16 protein-coding genes are annotated in these 16,373 nt (G+C 71.1%); 12 read left to right on the top strand and 4 right to left on the bottom strand.

What is annotated here, in order from left to right; translation table 11 throughout:
* The first annotated feature begins 74 nt into the window (after positions 1 to 74).
* From E8A49_RS13275 to E8A49_RS13255, 5 genes are all read left to right on the top strand, one after another.
* Entirely contained in the window at positions 75 to 2,435 is a 2,361-nt protein-coding gene (locus E8A49_RS13275) for an ATP-binding protein (protein WP_293381872.1), read from the top strand.
* 75 nt (positions 2,436 to 2,510) lie between these two features.
* Positions 2,511 to 2,891: a c-type cytochrome gene (locus E8A49_RS13270; protein WP_293381869.1), complete on the top strand. Its 381-nt coding sequence runs from the start codon at positions 2,511 to 2,513 to the stop codon at positions 2,889 to 2,891.
* A 121-nt stretch (positions 2,892 to 3,012) separates the two neighbouring features.
* Positions 3,013 to 3,465, top strand: a complete 453-nt coding sequence (locus E8A49_RS13265) for a cytochrome c (RefSeq protein ID WP_293381866.1) — start codon at positions 3,013 to 3,015, stop codon at positions 3,463 to 3,465.
* Between the two features lie 36 nt (positions 3,466 to 3,501).
* Positions 3,502 to 4,425, top strand: coding sequence for a cytochrome c (locus E8A49_RS13260; RefSeq protein WP_293381863.1), 924 nt, complete (start codon positions 3,502 to 3,504; stop codon positions 4,423 to 4,425).
* Positions 4,426 to 4,463: 38 nt separating this feature from the next.
* Positions 4,464 to 6,140 (top strand): MFS transporter, encoded by a 1,677-nt coding sequence (locus E8A49_RS13255; RefSeq protein ID WP_293381860.1) that lies wholly within the window; start codon positions 4,464 to 4,466, stop codon positions 6,138 to 6,140.
* On the opposite strand, the gene E8A49_RS13250 is transcribed toward E8A49_RS13255, so the two are convergent.
* Positions 6,137 to 7,447, bottom strand: coding sequence for a dipeptidase (locus E8A49_RS13250; RefSeq protein WP_293381857.1), 1,311 nt, complete (start codon positions 7,445 to 7,447; stop codon positions 6,137 to 6,139). The genes E8A49_RS13255 and E8A49_RS13250 overlap by 4 nt on opposite strands.
* A gap of 22 nt (positions 7,448 to 7,469) precedes the next feature.
* Positions 7,470 to 8,354 carry an NAD(P)-dependent oxidoreductase gene (locus E8A49_RS13245; RefSeq protein ID WP_293382623.1) on the bottom strand — a complete coding sequence of 295 codons (885 nt, stop codon included), beginning with the start codon at positions 8,352 to 8,354 and terminating at the stop codon, positions 7,470 to 7,472.
* A 111-nt stretch (positions 8,355 to 8,465) separates the two neighbouring features.
* Between E8A49_RS13245 and E8A49_RS13240 the strand changes: the two genes are divergently transcribed.
* The 6 genes from E8A49_RS13240 to E8A49_RS13215 all read left to right on the top strand — a co-directional run bounded on the left by E8A49_RS13240 (position 8,466) and on the right by E8A49_RS13215 (position 13,015).
* On the top strand, positions 8,466 to 9,740 hold the full coding sequence (locus tag E8A49_RS13240; RefSeq protein ID WP_293382620.1) for a glutamate-5-semialdehyde dehydrogenase: 1,275 nt from the start codon (positions 8,466 to 8,468) through the stop codon (positions 9,738 to 9,740).
* On the top strand, positions 9,706 to 10,386 hold the full coding sequence (locus tag E8A49_RS13235; RefSeq protein ID WP_293381854.1) for a nicotinate-nucleotide adenylyltransferase: 681 nt from the start codon (positions 9,706 to 9,708) through the stop codon (positions 10,384 to 10,386). Before E8A49_RS13240 ends, E8A49_RS13235 begins: the two co-directional genes overlap by 35 nt.
* 58 nt (positions 10,387 to 10,444) lie before the next feature.
* Positions 10,445 to 10,852 carry a ribosome silencing factor gene (rsfS, locus tag E8A49_RS13230; RefSeq protein WP_293382613.1) on the top strand — a complete coding sequence of 136 codons (408 nt, stop codon included), beginning with the start codon at positions 10,445 to 10,447 and terminating at the stop codon, positions 10,850 to 10,852.
* A gap of 63 nt (positions 10,853 to 10,915) precedes the next feature.
* Positions 10,916 to 12,307, top strand: coding sequence for an amidase family protein (locus E8A49_RS13225; RefSeq protein WP_293381851.1), 1,392 nt, complete (start codon positions 10,916 to 10,918; stop codon positions 12,305 to 12,307).
* Positions 12,308 to 12,357: 50 nt separating this feature from the next.
* Positions 12,358 to 12,552, top strand: a complete 195-nt coding sequence (locus tag E8A49_RS13220) for a hypothetical protein (RefSeq protein ID WP_293381848.1) — start codon at positions 12,358 to 12,360, stop codon at positions 12,550 to 12,552.
* Between the two features lie 64 nt (positions 12,553 to 12,616).
* On the top strand, positions 12,617 to 13,015 hold the full coding sequence (locus tag E8A49_RS13215) for a hypothetical protein (RefSeq protein ID WP_293381844.1): 399 nt from the start codon (positions 12,617 to 12,619) through the stop codon (positions 13,013 to 13,015).
* On the opposite strand, the gene E8A49_RS13210 is transcribed toward E8A49_RS13215, so the two are convergent.
* Positions 13,012 to 14,175 (bottom strand): serine hydrolase, encoded by a 1,164-nt coding sequence (locus tag E8A49_RS13210; protein ID WP_293381841.1) that lies wholly within the window; start codon positions 14,173 to 14,175, stop codon positions 13,012 to 13,014. The two genes, E8A49_RS13215 and E8A49_RS13210, sit on opposite strands and share 4 nt — an antisense overlap.
* Before the next feature lie 11 nt (positions 14,176 to 14,186).
* Positions 14,187 to 15,110 (bottom strand): cation diffusion facilitator family transporter, encoded by a 924-nt coding sequence (locus tag E8A49_RS13205; protein WP_293381838.1) that lies wholly within the window; start codon positions 15,108 to 15,110, stop codon positions 14,187 to 14,189.
* 75 nt (positions 15,111 to 15,185) lie between these two features.
* On the opposite strand from E8A49_RS13205, the gene E8A49_RS13200 reads away from it, so the two are divergent.
* A complete protein-coding gene (locus E8A49_RS13200) occupies positions 15,186 to 16,274 on the top strand; it encodes a GTP-binding protein (RefSeq protein WP_293381835.1) in 1,089 nt (362 codons plus the stop codon).
* Positions 16,275 to 16,373: the final 99 nt, after the last annotated feature.

The following is a 16,373-nucleotide window of genomic DNA, read 5'->3' as shown; positions in this document are numbered from 1 at the left end:
GGCCGCCCCGGCCGGCGAACCTTACGTTTACGGATGGACACTATGCTCCCATGATCTCTGGGGGCGACACGTCCATGGCCGGTAAAAGCGCGTCAGGCGCGGCCGAAAAGGCTGAGATGATCCGCTGGCTGTTCGAGAACAGCCGCGATCTCATGCAGGTCATCGGCTCCGATGGCCGCTTCAAGCTTGTCAACGGCGCCTGGAAGACCCTGGCCGGCTGGGATGAGGCCGAGCTGGTGGGCGAACGCGCCTCCGGCTTCCTGCATCCGGAGGACATAGCCGCCGTCCGCGACCACATCCGCGCGCTGGCGCTCGGCGAAGTGGCCGAGCATCCCATGCGGGTGCGGCGCAGGGACGGCGCCTGGGCCTGGTTCGCCTCGCGCACCCAGAAGATCGGCAATGGCGACCTCATCGTCACCATGCGCGACGCCACCGAGGAGCGGGCGCGGGCCGAGGAGCTGGAGGAGACGCGGCGCACGCGGCGGCTGCTGAGCGAAAGCGCCGGCATCGGCACCTGGACCTATGAGCCGGTCGAGGGCCGCATCGAATGGTCCCGCGACCTGCTCTCGCTCACCGGATACGCCGCCGAGCAGGTGCGCACGCCGGAGCAGTTCCAGGCCCTGGTGCATCCCGCCGACCGCAAGCGCACCAGCGAGCTGATGGGCGCGGCCGTCGCCACCGGCGTCGGGGCCACCCTGGAGCACCGGATGAAGGTCGGCGGCCGCTGGACCTCCTGGCGCGCCACCTTCCGCACCGAGCCGCGGGCGGACGGGATCTACGCCCTGCGCGGCATCTCCGAGAACATCACCGAACTGGCCAAGGCCCGCGACGCCGCCCGGCGCGGCGAGCTGCGGATGAAGAAAGCCGAGCGCGAGGCCCAGGCCGCCGCCCAGCGCCTGGCCGTGGCCCTGGAGGCCGCCGAGGCGGGCGTCTACGAGATCGACCACGTCGGCAAGACCTTCTGGGCCTCGCCGGAGTTCGTGCGGCTGACCGGCAAGGACGAGGCGACCTACGCCCAGGCGACCCAGCTGCGCTTCCCCGGCTTCCACCCAGACGACCTGGACCATGTGCGCGAGTCCTTCCGCTCCCTGCACACCGGCACGAACCGGGCGGGCGCCTTCGACGCGCGGATCGTGCGCGACGACGGCCAGACCCGCTGGATCCGCGTCTCGCACCATCTGAAGGTCGGCCGGAACGGCCGCTGGCTGAAGGCCGTGGGCCTGCTGCAGGACTTCGACGAGCGCAAGCGCCAGGAGATCGCCCTGCTCGAGGCGCAGCGCGCCGCCGAGGCCGCCGCCGAGGCCAAGTCCGCCTTCCTGGCCAACATGAGCCACGAGATCCGCACCCCGATGAACGGGGTCATGGGCGTGTTGCACCTCCTGAAGGGCGAGAAGCTCACCGAGGAGGGCCGCCACATGCTGGAGGAGGCGCTCTCCTGCGGTCAGATGCTGGCCGAGTTGCTCAACGATGTCATCGACTTCGCCAAGATTGAGGCCGGCCGGCTGGAGCTGACCAGCGAGGCGCTCGACCCGCGCGCCCTGGTGGAGGGCGTGGTGCGCCTGCTGCGGCCGCAGGCCGACAGCAAGGGCCTCCTGCTGCGCCTCGACGCCGAGCCGGGCCTGGGCTGGGTGCGCTCCGACCCGGTGCGCCTGCGCCAGGCCCTGTTCAACCTGGTGGGCAACGCCGTGAAGTTCACCGAGCGCGGCTCGGTCACCGTGCGCTGCGAAGCCCCGCGCCCCGGCGTGCTGCGCTTCGAGATCATCGACACCGGGGTCGGCATCCCGCCCGAGGCGCAGGGGCGCATCTTCCAGCGCTTCGACCAGGGCGACGCCTCGACCACCCGCAAGTTCGGCGGCTCGGGCCTGGGGCTCGCCATCACCAAGAAGCTGGCCGACATGATGGGCGGCGACGTGGGCTTCTCCTCCGAGCCGAGCCTCGGCTCGACCTTCTGGCTGGAGATCGCCGCGGAGTCCTCCGAAGCCGTCGCCGAGACCCGCGAGAGCCTCGAGCCGGTGCTGGAGGGCCTGAAGGTGCTGGTGGTCGAAGACAACGCCACCAACCGGATGATCGCCACCAAGCTCCTGGAAAGCCTGGGCGCGGAGGTCTCCACCGCCGCCGACGGCTACCTGGGCGTCGAGGCGGCCGAGACCGGCGATTTCCACCTGATCCTGATGGACGTGCAGATGCCGGGCATCGACGGTCTGGAGGCCGCGCGCCGTATCCGCGCCCTGGGCGGCGCCCCGGCGCAGACGCCGATCGTGGCGCTCACCGCCAACGTGCTCGCCCACCAGCGCCGCGCCTACCTCGACGCCGGCATGGACGGCGTGGTCGGCAAGCCGATCTCGCCCGGCGTGCTGCTGCGCGAGATCGCCCGGCTATCGGCGCCAGTGGAAGCGGCGCCCGATGAAACGACGATGGCGACGGAAGCCGCCTGAGACCTGTTCGAGCCGCCTTCCAACGGCTCGGGAAGCGATGCTACTGCTGCGCTCCGCTTTGCCGCAGGAGCTTCCATGCCGACCCGTTCCATCGCCGCCGCCGCCAGCCTGCTCGCCGCCGCCCTGACCGCGACCGCCGCCCTCGCCCAAGCGCCGGCGGCCGCGCCGCCGCCGCTGTTCGCGGTCTGCCAGTCCTGCCACGAGAGCACCGCCGGCGCCGGCCCCTCGGTGGGCCCGAACCTGTTCGGCGTCGGCGGCCGCAAGGCCGGCAGCTCAGAGGGCTTCGACTATTCGGACGCCATGAAGGGCTCGACCATCGTCTGGAGCGCCGACACCCTGACCGCCTTCATCACCGATCCCAACAAGACCATCCCCGGCAACAAGATGGACTATTCGGGCGGCGACCCGGCGACCGCCAAGCAGATCGCCGACTACCTGATGACCCTCAAGCCCTGAGGCGCGCTTTCGAAAACCGGGTACGCTTCCGCGAGCCTGGCCTTGGCCCTTGTCGCGCTCGCCCGGTCGCGGTAGGTCGCTGACATAACGGAATAAACCTCATGCGGCTGGGAGCCTTGGGATGAAGCGTTCTTCGACTGTTCTTTGGGCCGCAGCCGGCGGCGCCTGCCTGGCGCTCAGCGTCGCCTTCGCCGCCGTCTCGGCCGGCAACCCGGTGGAAGACCGCCAGGCGACCATGAAGGCCGTCGGCCAGGCCATGAAGGAAGGCGCCGGCATCAACTCGCCCGCCACCTTCGACGCGGCCAAGGCCAAGACCCTGATGGACGGCGTCGCCGCCGACGCCAAGAAGCTGCACGGCCTCTATCCGGCCGGCAGCGACAAGGACCCGAAGACCGCCGCCGACCCGAAGATCTGGGACAACAAGGCCGACTTCGACAAGCGCCTGACAGAGATGGCCACCCTGGCCTCGACCGCCGGCAAGGCGACCACGGCCGACGCCTTCAAGCCGGCCTATGCGGCAGTGGGCGCGACCTGCAAGTCCTGCCACGACCTCTACCGCAAGAAGAAGTCCTGAGCCCGTCTCGGCGGCGGAGACCTTAGGGGGCCAATCATGCGGCGCGTTCTGATCATCCTGATCGTCCTGGTCGCGGTCGGCGTGGCCGCGGGCCTCGTCATCACCGCGCCGAAGACCCTGCCGGCCTCCGAGGTCGCCGCCGGCTACCATCCCGACGTGGCCAATGGGCAGGTGATGTTCATCGCCGGCAACTGCTCGGCCTGCCACATGACGCCCGGCCAGGACGACCGCACCCAGCTGGCCGGCGGGCTGAAGCTGAAGTCGCCATTCGGGACCTTCGTCACGCCCAACATCTCGCCGGACAAGACCTACGGCCTCGGCGGCTGGACGGAGGCGCAGTTCGTCAACGCCATGAAGCGCGGGACGGGCCGCCACGGCGAGCACCTCTATCCGGCCTTCCCGTACCCGTCCTACAGCCTGATGAAGACGTCGGACGTCCGCGACCTCTTCGCCTATCTGCAGACCCTGCCGGCCATCGCCAAGCCGACCGCGCCGCATGAGCTGAAGTTCCCGTTCAACCAGCGCCTGGCCGTCGGCGGCTGGAAGCTGCTCTATTTCCACCCGCATGAGTTCAAGCCCGATCCGGCCAAGTCGGCCGCCTGGAACCGCGGCGAATACCTGGCCGAGGGCCCGGCCCACTGCGCCGAGTGCCACACCCCGCGCAACGCGCTCGGCGGCCTGGAGACCGCCCAGCTCTACGCCGGCGCCCCCAACCTGGAGGCCGGCGGCCGCTTCGCCAGCAACATCACCCCGCACAAGGATGGCCTCGGCGATTGGAGCGAGCAGGACCTGACCGACTTCCTGAAGTCGGGCACCGACAAGTGCTTCAACGAGCCCGAAGGCATGAAGGACGTCATCGCCTCCACCGGCAAGCTGCCCGACGCCGACGTGGCGGCCATCGCCGCCTACATCCACGCGCTGCCCCCTGTCGCAGGCAATCCCAAGCACAAGACCTGCTAGGCTGACGGCCGAGACCTGAGGGGAAGGATATCGAGACGATGGCGGAGATCGCCGCGAACGCCATGCCGACGGCGGCGGAGAAGGCCAGCCTGCGCACGGTGGTGGCCGCCTCGGCCACCGGCGCCACCTTCGAGTGGTACGACTTCTTCGTCTTCGGCAGCCTGACCCAGGTGGTCTCCAAGACCTTCTTCTCGGGCCTGAACGAGACCGCCGGCTACATCGCCGCCCTCGCCCTGTTCGGCGTGGGCTTCGCCTTCCGGCCGCTGGGGGCGCTGGTGTTCGGGCGCATCGGCGACCGGGTGGGCCGCAAGGGCGCCTTCCTGATCACCGTGACCCTGATGGGCGGCTCGACCGTGGCCATCGGGCTCTTACCCAGCTTCGCCACGGCGGGGGTCGCCGCGCCGATCCTCCTGCTGCTGATGCGCATCGTCCAGGGCTTTGCCCTCGGCGGCGAGTACGGTGGGGCGGCGATCTATGTGGCCGAGCACGCGCCGTCGAACGCCCGCGGGCGTTCGACCAGCTGGGTGCAGACCTCGGCGGCCATCGGCCTCTTCGCGGCGCTGCTGGTGATCCTCACCACCCGCACCCTGCTCGGCAAGGCCGTCGGACCCGCCGCCTTCGACGCCTGGGGTTGGCGCATCCCCTTCCTGTTTTCCGCCGGCCTGCTGGCGGTCTCGATCTTCATGCGCATGCGGCTGGAAGAGAGCCCGACCTTCATGGCGGTGAAGGAGGAAGGCTCGATCTCCAAGACGCCCTTCCTCGACGCCTTCGGCAAGTGGCCGAACCTGAAGCTGGTGCTGCTGGCCCTGGTGGCCGTGATGTTCGCCCAAGGGGCCGTCTGGTACACCACCTTCTTCTACGCCCAGACCTTCATGGAGAAGTTCCTGAAGGTCGATCCGGCGACCATCAACGGCCTGATGATGGTCGTGGTGGCGGTCAGCGCGCCGCTCTACGTCCTGTTCGGCTGGCTCTCCGACAAGTGGGGCCGCAAGGCGGTGATGCTGAGCGGCATGACCCTGATGCTGGTGGCCTATTTCCCGGGCTTCCACGTCCTGGCCGACGCGCTGAACCCGGCCCTGTCCGAGGCGCAAGCGAAGACTCCGGTCACGGTGATCGCCGATCCCGCCGACTGCTCCCTGCAGTTCGACCCTGTCGGCAAGGCGTCCTTCACCTCGTCCTGCGACATCGCCAAGAGCGTGCTGGCCAACGCCGGCGTCTCCTACGTCAACGAGGCGGCGGCGCCCGGCGCGCCGGCCCTCGTGCGGGTCGGCATGGCGACCGTCCCGTCCCTCGACGCGCGCGGCCTGCCCAAGGACGTGGCCAAGGCCATCAAGGCCAGCGTCGAGGAGAAGATCAAGGACGGCCTCGCCCGCTCCGGCTATCCCGCCAAGGCCGATCCCAAGCGCATGAACCTGCCCCTGGCGTTCGCGGTGATGCTGGTCTTCACCATCGCGTCCACCGCCCTCTTCGGGCCGATCGCCGCCTTCCTGGTGGAGCTGTTCCCGACGCGGATCCGCTATACGGCGCTGTCCTTGCCCTACCACATCGGCACCGGCTGGGTCGGCGGCTTCGTGCCCTTCACCGCCTTCGCCATCGTCGCCTCGGTGGGCAACATCTATTCCGGCCTCTGGTACCCCTTCGCCTTCACCCTGGCCTCGGTGGTGACCTGCCTGTTCCTGGTCCCCGAGACCCTGGGCCGCCCACTGGACCGCTAGGGCTTCGCCGGTCCGTCCAGTTCCGCGATCGTCGCCTCGGACGGCTGCTCGCTCGCCTGCAGGCGCCTGGCCGTCGACTCGGTGTCGCGCAGCACCCGCAGCAGGTTGCCGCCGGCGAGCTTGCCGAGGTCCTCGTCCGACCAGCCCCGGCGGGCGAGTTCGGCCAACAGGGCGGGGTACTTGTCGACGCCCTCCAGGCCCTCCGGCGTGTCGGGGATGCCGTCGAAGTCCGAGCCCAGCCCCACGCAATCGATCCCGCAGGCCTTGCGGATCTGCTCGATGTGGTCGGCGACCTGGGCCAGGGTCACGCGCGGCTTGGGATGCGCCGCCGCCCACTCCGCCATGGCCGCCTTGCGCCGGTCGGGCTGGCCGGTGAAGAGGCTGGCCTCCCGCGCGGTCTCCGCCGCCTGATCGGCGTTCCAGCGCCGCCGCGCGTCGGAGACATAGCCGGTGGCGAAGTTGGCCATCACCACCCCGTGGTTCTTGGCCACCAGGGCCAGGACGTCGTCGGGCACGTTGCGCGGATGGTCGCTGATCGCGCGGGCGCCGGAGTGCGAGAAGATCACCGGCGCCTGGCTGACCGCCAGCGCATCGCGCATGGTCTCGGCCGAAACGTGGCTGAGATCGACCAGCATCCCCAGGCGGTTCATCTCGCCCACCACCGCCTTGCCGTAGGGCGAAAGCCCGTGGTGCAGCGGATCGTCGGTGGCGCTGTCGGCGAAATGATTGTCGGTGAAGTGGGCGAGCGTCATGTAGCGCGCGCCCAGGGCGTAATAGGCGCGCAGCACCGCCATGGAATCATCGATCTGGTGGCCGCCCTCGACGCCGATCAGCGAGGCGATGCGGCCCTCCTTGTGCAGGCGCACGATGTCGTCGGCGGTGTAGGCCATGCCGAGATCGGCCGGGTAGCGGGCCGCCAGGCGCTTGACGATGTCGATCTGCTCGATGGTGGTCTGCACCGCCGCCGGGCCGGTGATGGCGACCGGGATGTAGACCGACCAGAACTGGCCGCCGACCCCGCCGGCGTGCAGGCGCGGGATGTCGGTCATCAGCCCGCCTGTGCCCTCGCCGCCGGGCACGGGCGGCTGGTGGCTGAGGTCGGACTTCATGTCGAAGACGCCGGTCTTCTGGGCGAAGCGGTCGCGCACCTCCCAGGGGAAGTCGTTGTGGCCGTCGATCAGCGGCGTGGCCTTCAGGACCCGGGCCACGCGGGCCTGGATCTCCGCGTCGCTTTGCGGCGCGGCGAGCGCGCCGGACGCGGCGAGCGCGAGGCCGCTTGCGACGGCGGCGATGGTGATGATCCGCATGCTCGTCCCCCTTTGGTTGGCGTCAGCCCGCGATGGGCAGGACGTCGGTCTCGATACCCGCGGCCTCGAGCGCCGCCTGTTCGCTGCGCCAGCCCGTGCCCGTGACCAGGCGCGCCACGCGCAGGCCCTGGGCGGTGAGCTGGCCGAGATGATCGGCGCTCTGCGGGCCGCTGCGCTCGGCGTCGCGGCGGGCCAGCGCCAGGACGTCGGCGTGGGCGGCCTCGTCGCAGACCAGCACGTCCGCCGCCGCCAGCGCGCGGGCCGCGCGCAGGGTGAGCAGGTCCGCCGGCCCCCGCGCGTCGATGAACTGCACCCGCCCCGCGCCCGGCTCGTCCCGGGCCAGGGCCTCGCGCAGCAGCCGCTGCGCCAGCGCCTTGTCGCCACGCATGGCGGCCTCCGCCACGGGACCGCCCAGGGCCGCGCGCAGGAAGGCGCGCCGGCGGTGCGGCTCCGGCAGGGCGGCGCGCACCTCGTCCTGCATGGACGCGAACAGGGCGGCGACCTGGCCCGCGCCTTCCGGCACGCGGGCCTCGATGTCGTGGCGCAGGAGGGTCGCCAGCATGGGCGAGGCGCCGCCGGTGCCGATGGCCGCCACCACCTCGCCCCGGTCGATCAGCGCCGGCGTGGTGAAGTCGCAGAGCGCTGGGCGGTCGACGGCGTTCACCGGCACGCCCGCCGCCCGCGCCGCACTCGCCGCGGCCTCGGCGAACGCCGCGTCCTCGGAGGCGACGAAGGCCAGGATCGCGCCGGCGTAGGACTCCGGCATCAGGGCCGCCTGGCCCTCCAGCCGGCGCACCTTGGCCGGCGAGCCTTCGAACAGCCGCGCCTTGGCCTCGGCGCCCGCGCCCACGCCCGCCACGGCCACGGTCTTGCCGGAGAGCGGGAAGAAGGCGGGAAAGGCGTCCATGGCCGAGGGATAGCGGAGCCGCAGGCTGGGCGCCACGAACGATCCGTCCTAGCCCTTCCTGTCACAATCCGGCTAGGTAAGGCTCAGATTGAGCATATGGGCCCTTGGGCGATGGACGATGCGGGCGCGAGCTTGCCGGCGCAGATGAGCGCGATGGGACGCAGCGGCAAGGCGGCCGCCGTGGCCCTGCGCCTGGCCGACGCCGCCACGCGCACCCGCGCCATCGCCGCCATGGCCGCCGCGATCCGCGCGCATGCCGCCGACATCCTGGCCGCCAACGCCCGCGACGTCGCCGGCGCCGAGGCCGCCGGAATGGCCGAGGCCATGATCGACCGCCTGCGGCTGGACGCCGCCCGCATCGAGGCGATGGCTGAGGGCGTCGAGACCGTGGCCGCGATCCGCGATCCGCTGGGCGCGGAGCTGGACCGCTGGGACCGGCCCAACGGCCTGGACATCGCCCGCGTGCGCACGCCCATCGGGGTGATCGCCATCATCTACGAGAGCCGCCCCAACGTGACCGCCGACGCCGCGGCCCTGTGCGTCCGCTCCGGCAACGCCGCCATCCTGCGCGGCGGCTCGGAGTGCCTGGCCTCCAATCTCGCCATCCAGGCGGCGGTGGCCGAGGGCCTGGCGGCGGCGGGCCTGCCGGAGGCCTGCGTCCAGGCGGTGAAGACCACCGACCGCGCCGCTGTGGGCCTGATCCTCGGCGGCCTGGACGGGACCGTCGACCTGATCATCCCGCGCGGCGGCAAGAGCCTGGTGGCCCGCGTCCAGGCCGAGGCCCGCGCTCCGGTGCTGGGCCACCTGGAGGGGATCAACCACGTCTTCCTGCACGCGAGCGCCGACCTCGAGAAGGCCATCGCCATCGCCGTCAACGCCAAGATGCGCCGCGTCTCGGTCTGCGGGGCGGCCGAGACCCTGCTGGTCGACTCCGCCGACGCCCAGCGCCTGCTGCCGCCGGTGGCCGACGCCCTGCGCGAGGCCGGCTGCGCGTTGCGGGGCGACGCCAGGGCGCGCAGCCTCGTCCCCGGCATGGCCGAGGCGACGGACGAGGACTGGTCCACCGAATACCTGGCGCCGATCATCTCGGTGGCGATCGTCGATGGCGTCGATGGCGCGGCGGCCCACATCGCCGCCCACGGCTCGGCTCACACCGACGCCATCGTGGCCGAGGACGGCGCGGCGGCCGAGCGGTTCGCCGCCCTGGTGGATTCCGCCATCGTGCTGATCAACGCCTCCACCCAGTTCGCCGACGGCGCGGAGTTCGGCTTCGGCGCCGAGATCGGCATCGCCACCGACCGCCTGCACGCCCGCGGGCCGGTCGGCGCCGAACAGCTCACGACCTATAAGTATGTGGTCCGCGGGACCGGCCAGACGCGTCCCTGAGGGCGGCCGCCCCGCCGCGCTCAGGCCCGGATTCCATCTGGAGCCCGGCATGCGCGTCGGCCTCTACGGCGGCTCGTTCAATCCGGCGCACGAGGGCCACGCCCATGTGGCGGAGACCGCGCGGCGGCGGCTGAACCTCGACCGGGTGATCTGGCTGGTCTCGCCGCAGAACCCGCTGAAGGCCCGCCACGAGACCGCCGACCTGGCCCAGCGGATCGCCGGCGCCCAGAACCTGGCCCACGGCCGGCACATGATCGTCACCGACGTCGAGGACCGGCTGGGCAGCGCCTACACCATCGACACGGTGCGCGCCCTGAAGGCCCGCTTTCCCGGCGTGAAATTCGTCTGGGTGATGGGCGCCGACAGCCTGGCCAGCTTCCACCGCTGGCGCGGCTGGACCCAGATCATGCGTGAGGTGCCGGTGGCCGTGGTCTCGCGGCCTTGGATCGCGCTCAAGAGCCGCTTCTCGCCCGCTGCGCGGCGCTTCGCCCGCTTCCGCATCCCCTCGCAGGCCGCCGCCACCCTGCCGGACCGCAAGCCCCCGGCCTGGACCTTCCTGCGCGGGCCGCTCAACTTCCAGAGCTCCACGGCGCTGCGCGAACGCACCACCCGCGCCCGCCAGGCCGCCCCGCGCGAGGCCGGCTGACCGAAGGCCCCAGGCGTGCTAGGGTGCCTCCTGCTGCGGATATCGAAGGAGCAACCCGCTGTCCCGTGAAGCTGCGCCCCGTGCGCAGGAAGGCCTCGCGCCTTCCGAAGACCCCTCGGCGCGCATCGCTGCGCTTGAGGACCTGATCCTGGCCCGTCTCGACGACGACAAGGCGCAGGATGTCGTGTTCATCGATCTCAAGGGCAAGTCCGCCGTCGCCGACGGTCTGGTGGTGGCGTCCGGCCGCTCGCACCGGCACGTAGGCGCCATGGCCGACCACCTGCTGCGCGCGCTGAAGGAGCAGGGCTACGGCCGCGCCCGGGTCGAGGGCCTGCCGCACTGCGACTGGGTGCTGATCGACACCGGTGACGTCATTGTCCACCTGTTCCGGCCCGAAGTGCGCACCTTCTACAACATCGAGAAGATCTGGTCGGTGGACAGCGCCCACCGCATCTCCAGCACCTGAGCGCGGTAGACACCCGCCCATCCGGGTGGTGAAGCTTGGCTCCCACTGCATGGAGCCGATCCCATGTCCGAAATCCTGAGCCGCGACGCCCTCGACGCGTCGGCTGGCGAACTGGTCCGGGCGCTGGCCGCCCGCGAAATCGGCGCGCTGGAGCTCGCCGACGCCGCCATCGCCCGCATCGAGGCCCGCGACGGCGAGATCAACGCCGTGGTCGTCCGCGACTTCGACCGCGCCCGCGAGGCCGCCCGGGCCGCCGATGTGGCGCTCTCCCGCGGCGAGCGGCGCCCGCTGCTCGGCCTGCCGATGACGGTGAAGGAGAGCCACCACGTCGCGGGCCTGCCGACCACCTGGGGGTTCGAACCCTTCAAGGGCTTCATCGCACCGACCGATTCCGTGAGCATCAGCCGGCTGAAGACCGCGGGCGCGATCATCCTGGGCAAGACCAACGTTCCGCCTTGGCTCTCCGACTATCAGAGCAGCAATCCGATCTATGGCCGCACCCGCAACCCCTGGGACCTGGAGCGCACGCCGGGCGGATCGTCGGGCGGATCGGCGGCCGCGCTGGCGGCCGGCATGGTCCCTATGGAGTTCGGCTCGGACATCGGCGGCTCGATCCGCATGCCGGCGCACTTCTGCGGCGTCTACGGCCACAAGCCGAGCTACAATCTCGTGCCCATGCGCGGGAATGGGCCGCCATACGTTCCCGACGGCGCGGGCGTGCCGCTGCTGGTGATGGGCCCCCTGGCCCGCAGCGCCGCCGACCTGGGGCTGGCGATGGATGTCCTGGCAGGGCCGGACGAGGGCGAGGCGGTCGGCTATCGCCTGGCTTTGCCGCCGCCGCGCCACGCCACGCTCGCAGACTATCGGATTCTGCTTGTCGACGACCATCCGCTGACCCCGCTTGACGACGAGATCCGCGCCGGCCTCGAAGGCCTCGCCACCCGCTTGGAAGGCCTGGGCGCCAAGGTCGCGCGCGCCAGCGGCCTGCTGCCCGATCTCGCCAAGGTGCAGGAGACCTACATGGGGATACTTATGCCGGCGATGAGCCGCGGCCAGCCGGGCGCCCAGACCATCTCGGCGCACGCGTGGATGGCGCTGCTGGACGCCCAGGCCCAGAACCGCCGTCAGTGGTCGCGGCTGTTCGAGGACTTCGACGTGGTGCTGGCGCCGGTCCATGGAACGCCCGCGTTCCCGCACGACGACGAGCCGGACCTGGGCAAAAGGGTCCTGACGATCAACGGCGTCGAAACCCCCTATTTCGCACCCGCCGCCTGGGCGGGTCTGGCGACCCTGGGTAACCTGCCGTCCACGGCGATGCCGGTCGGACAGACCCGCGCCGGCCTGCCCTTCGGCCTCCAGGCGATCGGGCCCTATCTGGAGGACCGCACGACCATCGCCTTCGCCGGCCTCGTGGCCCAGGCCTTCGGCGGCTACCGGCCGCCGCCGGGCTTTTGATCTGTTTCAACAGAGAAGCAACCTTAGCAGGCTGAATCCGTTGAGCTTACATGCCCAGGATCATCATCAGCTGCCCGTCAACCGGGGCCGACGTCCCCACCGGTCACCGCACCCAGGATTTCGACCTGGCCGCCGTCGTCGAGCCGCGGTCCTTCCGCTGCCCGGTCTGCCACGAGGTTCACGCCTGGCGGGGGGACGACGCCCGCATCGAGGGCGGAATCCGCGAACCCGCACTGCCACACTGATCGCCGTCAGATGGACCGCCGCCGAAGGTTGGGACCGAATGACGGCCTATGCGTTAGGGCCCGCATGACTCGCATTCCACATCTGCTTCCCCTGCTCCTCATCCTCTCGCCGTTGGCCTCCGCGGCCGAGGCCGCCGACGCGCCGTCCGCGAGCGGCCCCGTCGCCGCCGCCTTCGGCAATACGGTGTTCTCGGTCTATCCGGACGGCCGCTCCCAGAAGATCTGGCTGGCGCCGGACGGCAAGTGGACCGGCCTCAGCCGCCGCGGCAATGCGCTGGCGGGCACCTGGACCACCAAGGGCGAGAAGGTCTGCCTCAAGCAGTCCCAGCCGCCGACCCTGCCGATGAGCTTCTGCCAGACCTTCCCGGAAGATCCGATGAAGGGCATCGACGCCAAGGACCTCACGGGCCAGCACATCCACCTGAAGCTGGTGAAGGGCCACGTGGAGAAGGAGCCGGGCTAACCGGCCACCTGCGGGGCCTCGCCGCCGCCGAGCGCGCCGCCGTGGGCTGACACCGCCCAGTAGCTCTCCACCGCCCGCGCCACCCCGGCCATCAGCCGGTGCCGCGCCGAAGGGGGCTGCTTGGTCTGGCGGACCATCACCGCCACTGCATAGGTGCGCCCGTCGGGCGCCGTCAGCAGGCCCACGTCGTTGATGCCCACCGAGGCGCCGCGCCAGTCGGGGCCGGTGCCGGTCTTGTGCGCCAGGCTCCAGCCCGGCTCCAGGCCCGCGTGCAGGCGCAGGACCCCGGTGCGCGCCTCGCCCATCAGCTCCAGCATGAAGTCGGTGGACGAGCGGCTGAGCAGCTCGCCGCGCTTCAGGGCCGAGAGCGCTGTCGCGATACCCACCGGCGTCGCGCCGTCCGGCGGATTGGCCAGGTAGGTGGCGAGCGCCTGGTCGCGCACGTCGTCCGGCAGCTGCGCGCGGGCCTGCTTGAAGATCCAGGTCTGGCCGTACTCCGGCCGCCACACCAGGCCCGCGGTCTTGGTCTGGACATCCCGCTCCGTGCCGCCCAGCGCCAGGCCGGCCAGGTGCTTCTGCGCGATCGCGTGGGCCACCACGCCCGGGCCGCCCACTTCGCGGATCAGCATGTCGTTGGCGGCGTTGTCGCTCTCGATCAGGGCGTGGCGCATGAGGTCGGCGAGGCTGATCTCCAGGCCCGCGCCGCGGATGCGCGAGGCGAGCGGCTGGTAGAAGACCGAGCGGTCCTCCTGGTGCATCACCACCGTCTGGTCGAGGGACAGGCGCCGGTCGTCTACCGCCTGCAGCACCGCCAGCGCGACCCAGAGCTTGGAGACGCTCTGCTGCGGATAGGTCTCCTCGCCCCCCACCTCGGCCATCCAGCCGGCGCTGACGTCGCTGACGGCGATGCCCACCGGCTCGCCATAGCCGGCGGCGATGCGTTCCAGCGTCGCCTGCAGGTCGGCGGGCGCGGGCGGCGCGGGGCGATGGTCCGCCGGCGCGGGCGGACCCCTGGTGTAGGCGACCTGCTGCGGGGTCATCCGCACGGCGCCCCACCAGCCGCCGGCAAAGGTCCCGGCGGCCAGGAACGCGGCCAGAGCCAGGGTCAGGCGGGGCCGCGAACGCACCCAGCGCCATGTCTGCGGAAGCAAGCTGCTCATCAGCCTGGAGACTAGACGGATTGGGCGGCCGCGTCGCCCTGCACCTCGACCGTCACATGGCTGAGGCCGGCCAGGCCCTGCAGGCGGGCGTGGTAGGCCTGCGGCGGCTGGGGATGCGCCGCGCGCACGATGGCCACGGCGGCGTGGCAGCCCGGGCCGAGCGTCCAGAGATGCAGGTCGACCACCTGCTCGCCCTCCGCCTCCAGCCGGGCGCGGACCTCGGCGGTGAGCTCCGGCGAGGGGTTCATGTCCAGCAGCGTCGCCGCCGCGCGGCGGATGAGGCGGACGGCGAACTGGGCGACCAGGGCCGCCCCCGCCAGGCCTGCCACCGGGTCCGCCCAGGTCCAGCCGAGCCGCTGGCCGGCCAAGAGGCCGCCCACCGCGAGCACGCCCACCATGGCGTCGGCGGAGAGGTGCAGGTGGGCGGCGGAGATGTTCAGGTCGTGGCGGCCGTGTTCGGTGGGCTTCAGCAGCCAGACGCAGAGCAGGGTCACCACCAGGCCGGCCGCCGCCAGCGGCAGGGCTGAGGCGTAGTCGACGGTCTCCGGCTTGAACAGCCGCTGGATGCTCTCCACCGCGATCAGTATGGCGGTGACGCCCAGCACCATGGCGTTGGCGAACCCGGCTAGGTAGCCGATCTTGCCGGTGCCGAAGGCGAAGCGCGGGCTGGCCGCATGCCGGCGGGCGAGCGCATAGGCCGCCGCCGCTGTCGCCAGCGCCGCCACATGCGCCGCCATGTGCAGGCCGCTGGCGGTCAAGGCCATGGAGCGGAACACCAGCCCGCCCGCCACCTGGGCGATCAGGGTCAGGATGCAGATGACGGTGACGATCCAGGTCCGCCGCTCGTTTCGCCGGTGGTCGGCGCCCAGATAGCTGCGCGTACTGCGCGGATCGTCGAGCATGGCGTGGGCGCAGGTGGGGTCGGTGGCGGTCATCTAATGTTACTCTATAACACTTACCCGAACGAACACCACTTCAGAAATCCACGCCCCGCCCCTAAATGAGGCGCCATGACCGACACCCAGCTCCGCAAATCGTCCGACAAGACCCCCGTCACCGTGCTCACTGGCTATCTGGGCGCGGGCAAGACGACCCTCCTGAACCGCATCCTCTCCGAGGACCACGGCAAGCGCTACGCCGTGATCGTCAACGAGTTCGGCGAGGTCGGCATCGACAACGACCTGATCGTCGGCGCCGACGAAGAGGTCTTCGAGATGAACAACGGCTGCGTCTGCTGCACGGTGCGCGGCGACCTGATCCGGGTGGTCGCGGGCCTGATGAAGCGCCAATCCGCCAGTGGAAAGGGCGGCTTTGACGCCATCATCGTGGAGACCACGGGCCTGGCCGATCCGGGCCCGGTCGCCCAGACCTTCTTCGTCGACGAGGACGTCCGCGCCAAGACCCAGCTCGACAGCGTCACCACCGTGGTCGACGCCAAGCACCTGCCGCTGCGCCTCGCAGATTCCCGGGAAGCCGCCGAGCAGGTGGCCTTCGCCGACCAGATCATCCTCAACAAGACCGACCTGGTGAGCGCCGCGGAGCTGGCCGAGGTCGAGCGGATGATCCGCAGGCTCAATCCTCTGGCGCCGATCCATCGGGCCGAGCGCTCCGATGTGCCGCTGGACCTGGTGCTGGGCCGCGGCTCCTTCGACCTGGCGCGGATCGAGGAGATCCAGCCGGACTTCCTCAACCCGGCGCACGGCGAGCCGGGGCACGTCCACGACGACGACTGCGACCACGATCATGACCACGAGGGCCACCACCACCATCATCACGATCATGGGGGCCACGATGTCGAGGCGAGCGGCATCCGCGGCATCTCGCTGACCAGCCACAGGCCGCTCGACGCCAACAAGGTCACCGCCTGGCTGAACGAGGTGCTGCAGACGCAGGGCCCCGACATCCTGCGGGCCAAGGGCATATTGGACGTGGCCGGCGAGCACCGCCGCCTGGTGTTCCAGGCGGTGCACATGATCCTGGAGGGCGACTTCCAGGGCCCGTGGCGCGACGGCGCCGACCGCTATTCGCGCCTCGTGTTCATCGGCCGCAACCTGGATGAGGCGGCGCTAAGGGCCGGCTTCGAGGCGACGGCGGCCTAGGTGTCGTTTCCAAGAAGGTTGTTCACCCTGGCCGAGGGCGTGAGGCCGGCGATGCCGGCGTGGGGTCGGGTGAGGTTGTAAGCGTCGGTCCATGGCCCG

Source organism: Phenylobacterium sp. (assembly GCF_004799515.1).
In the GTDB taxonomy this organism is placed as follows: Bacteria; Pseudomonadota; Alphaproteobacteria; order Caulobacterales; family Caulobacteraceae; genus Phenylobacterium.
This window is presented reverse-complemented; position numbering and strand designations above follow the sequence as displayed.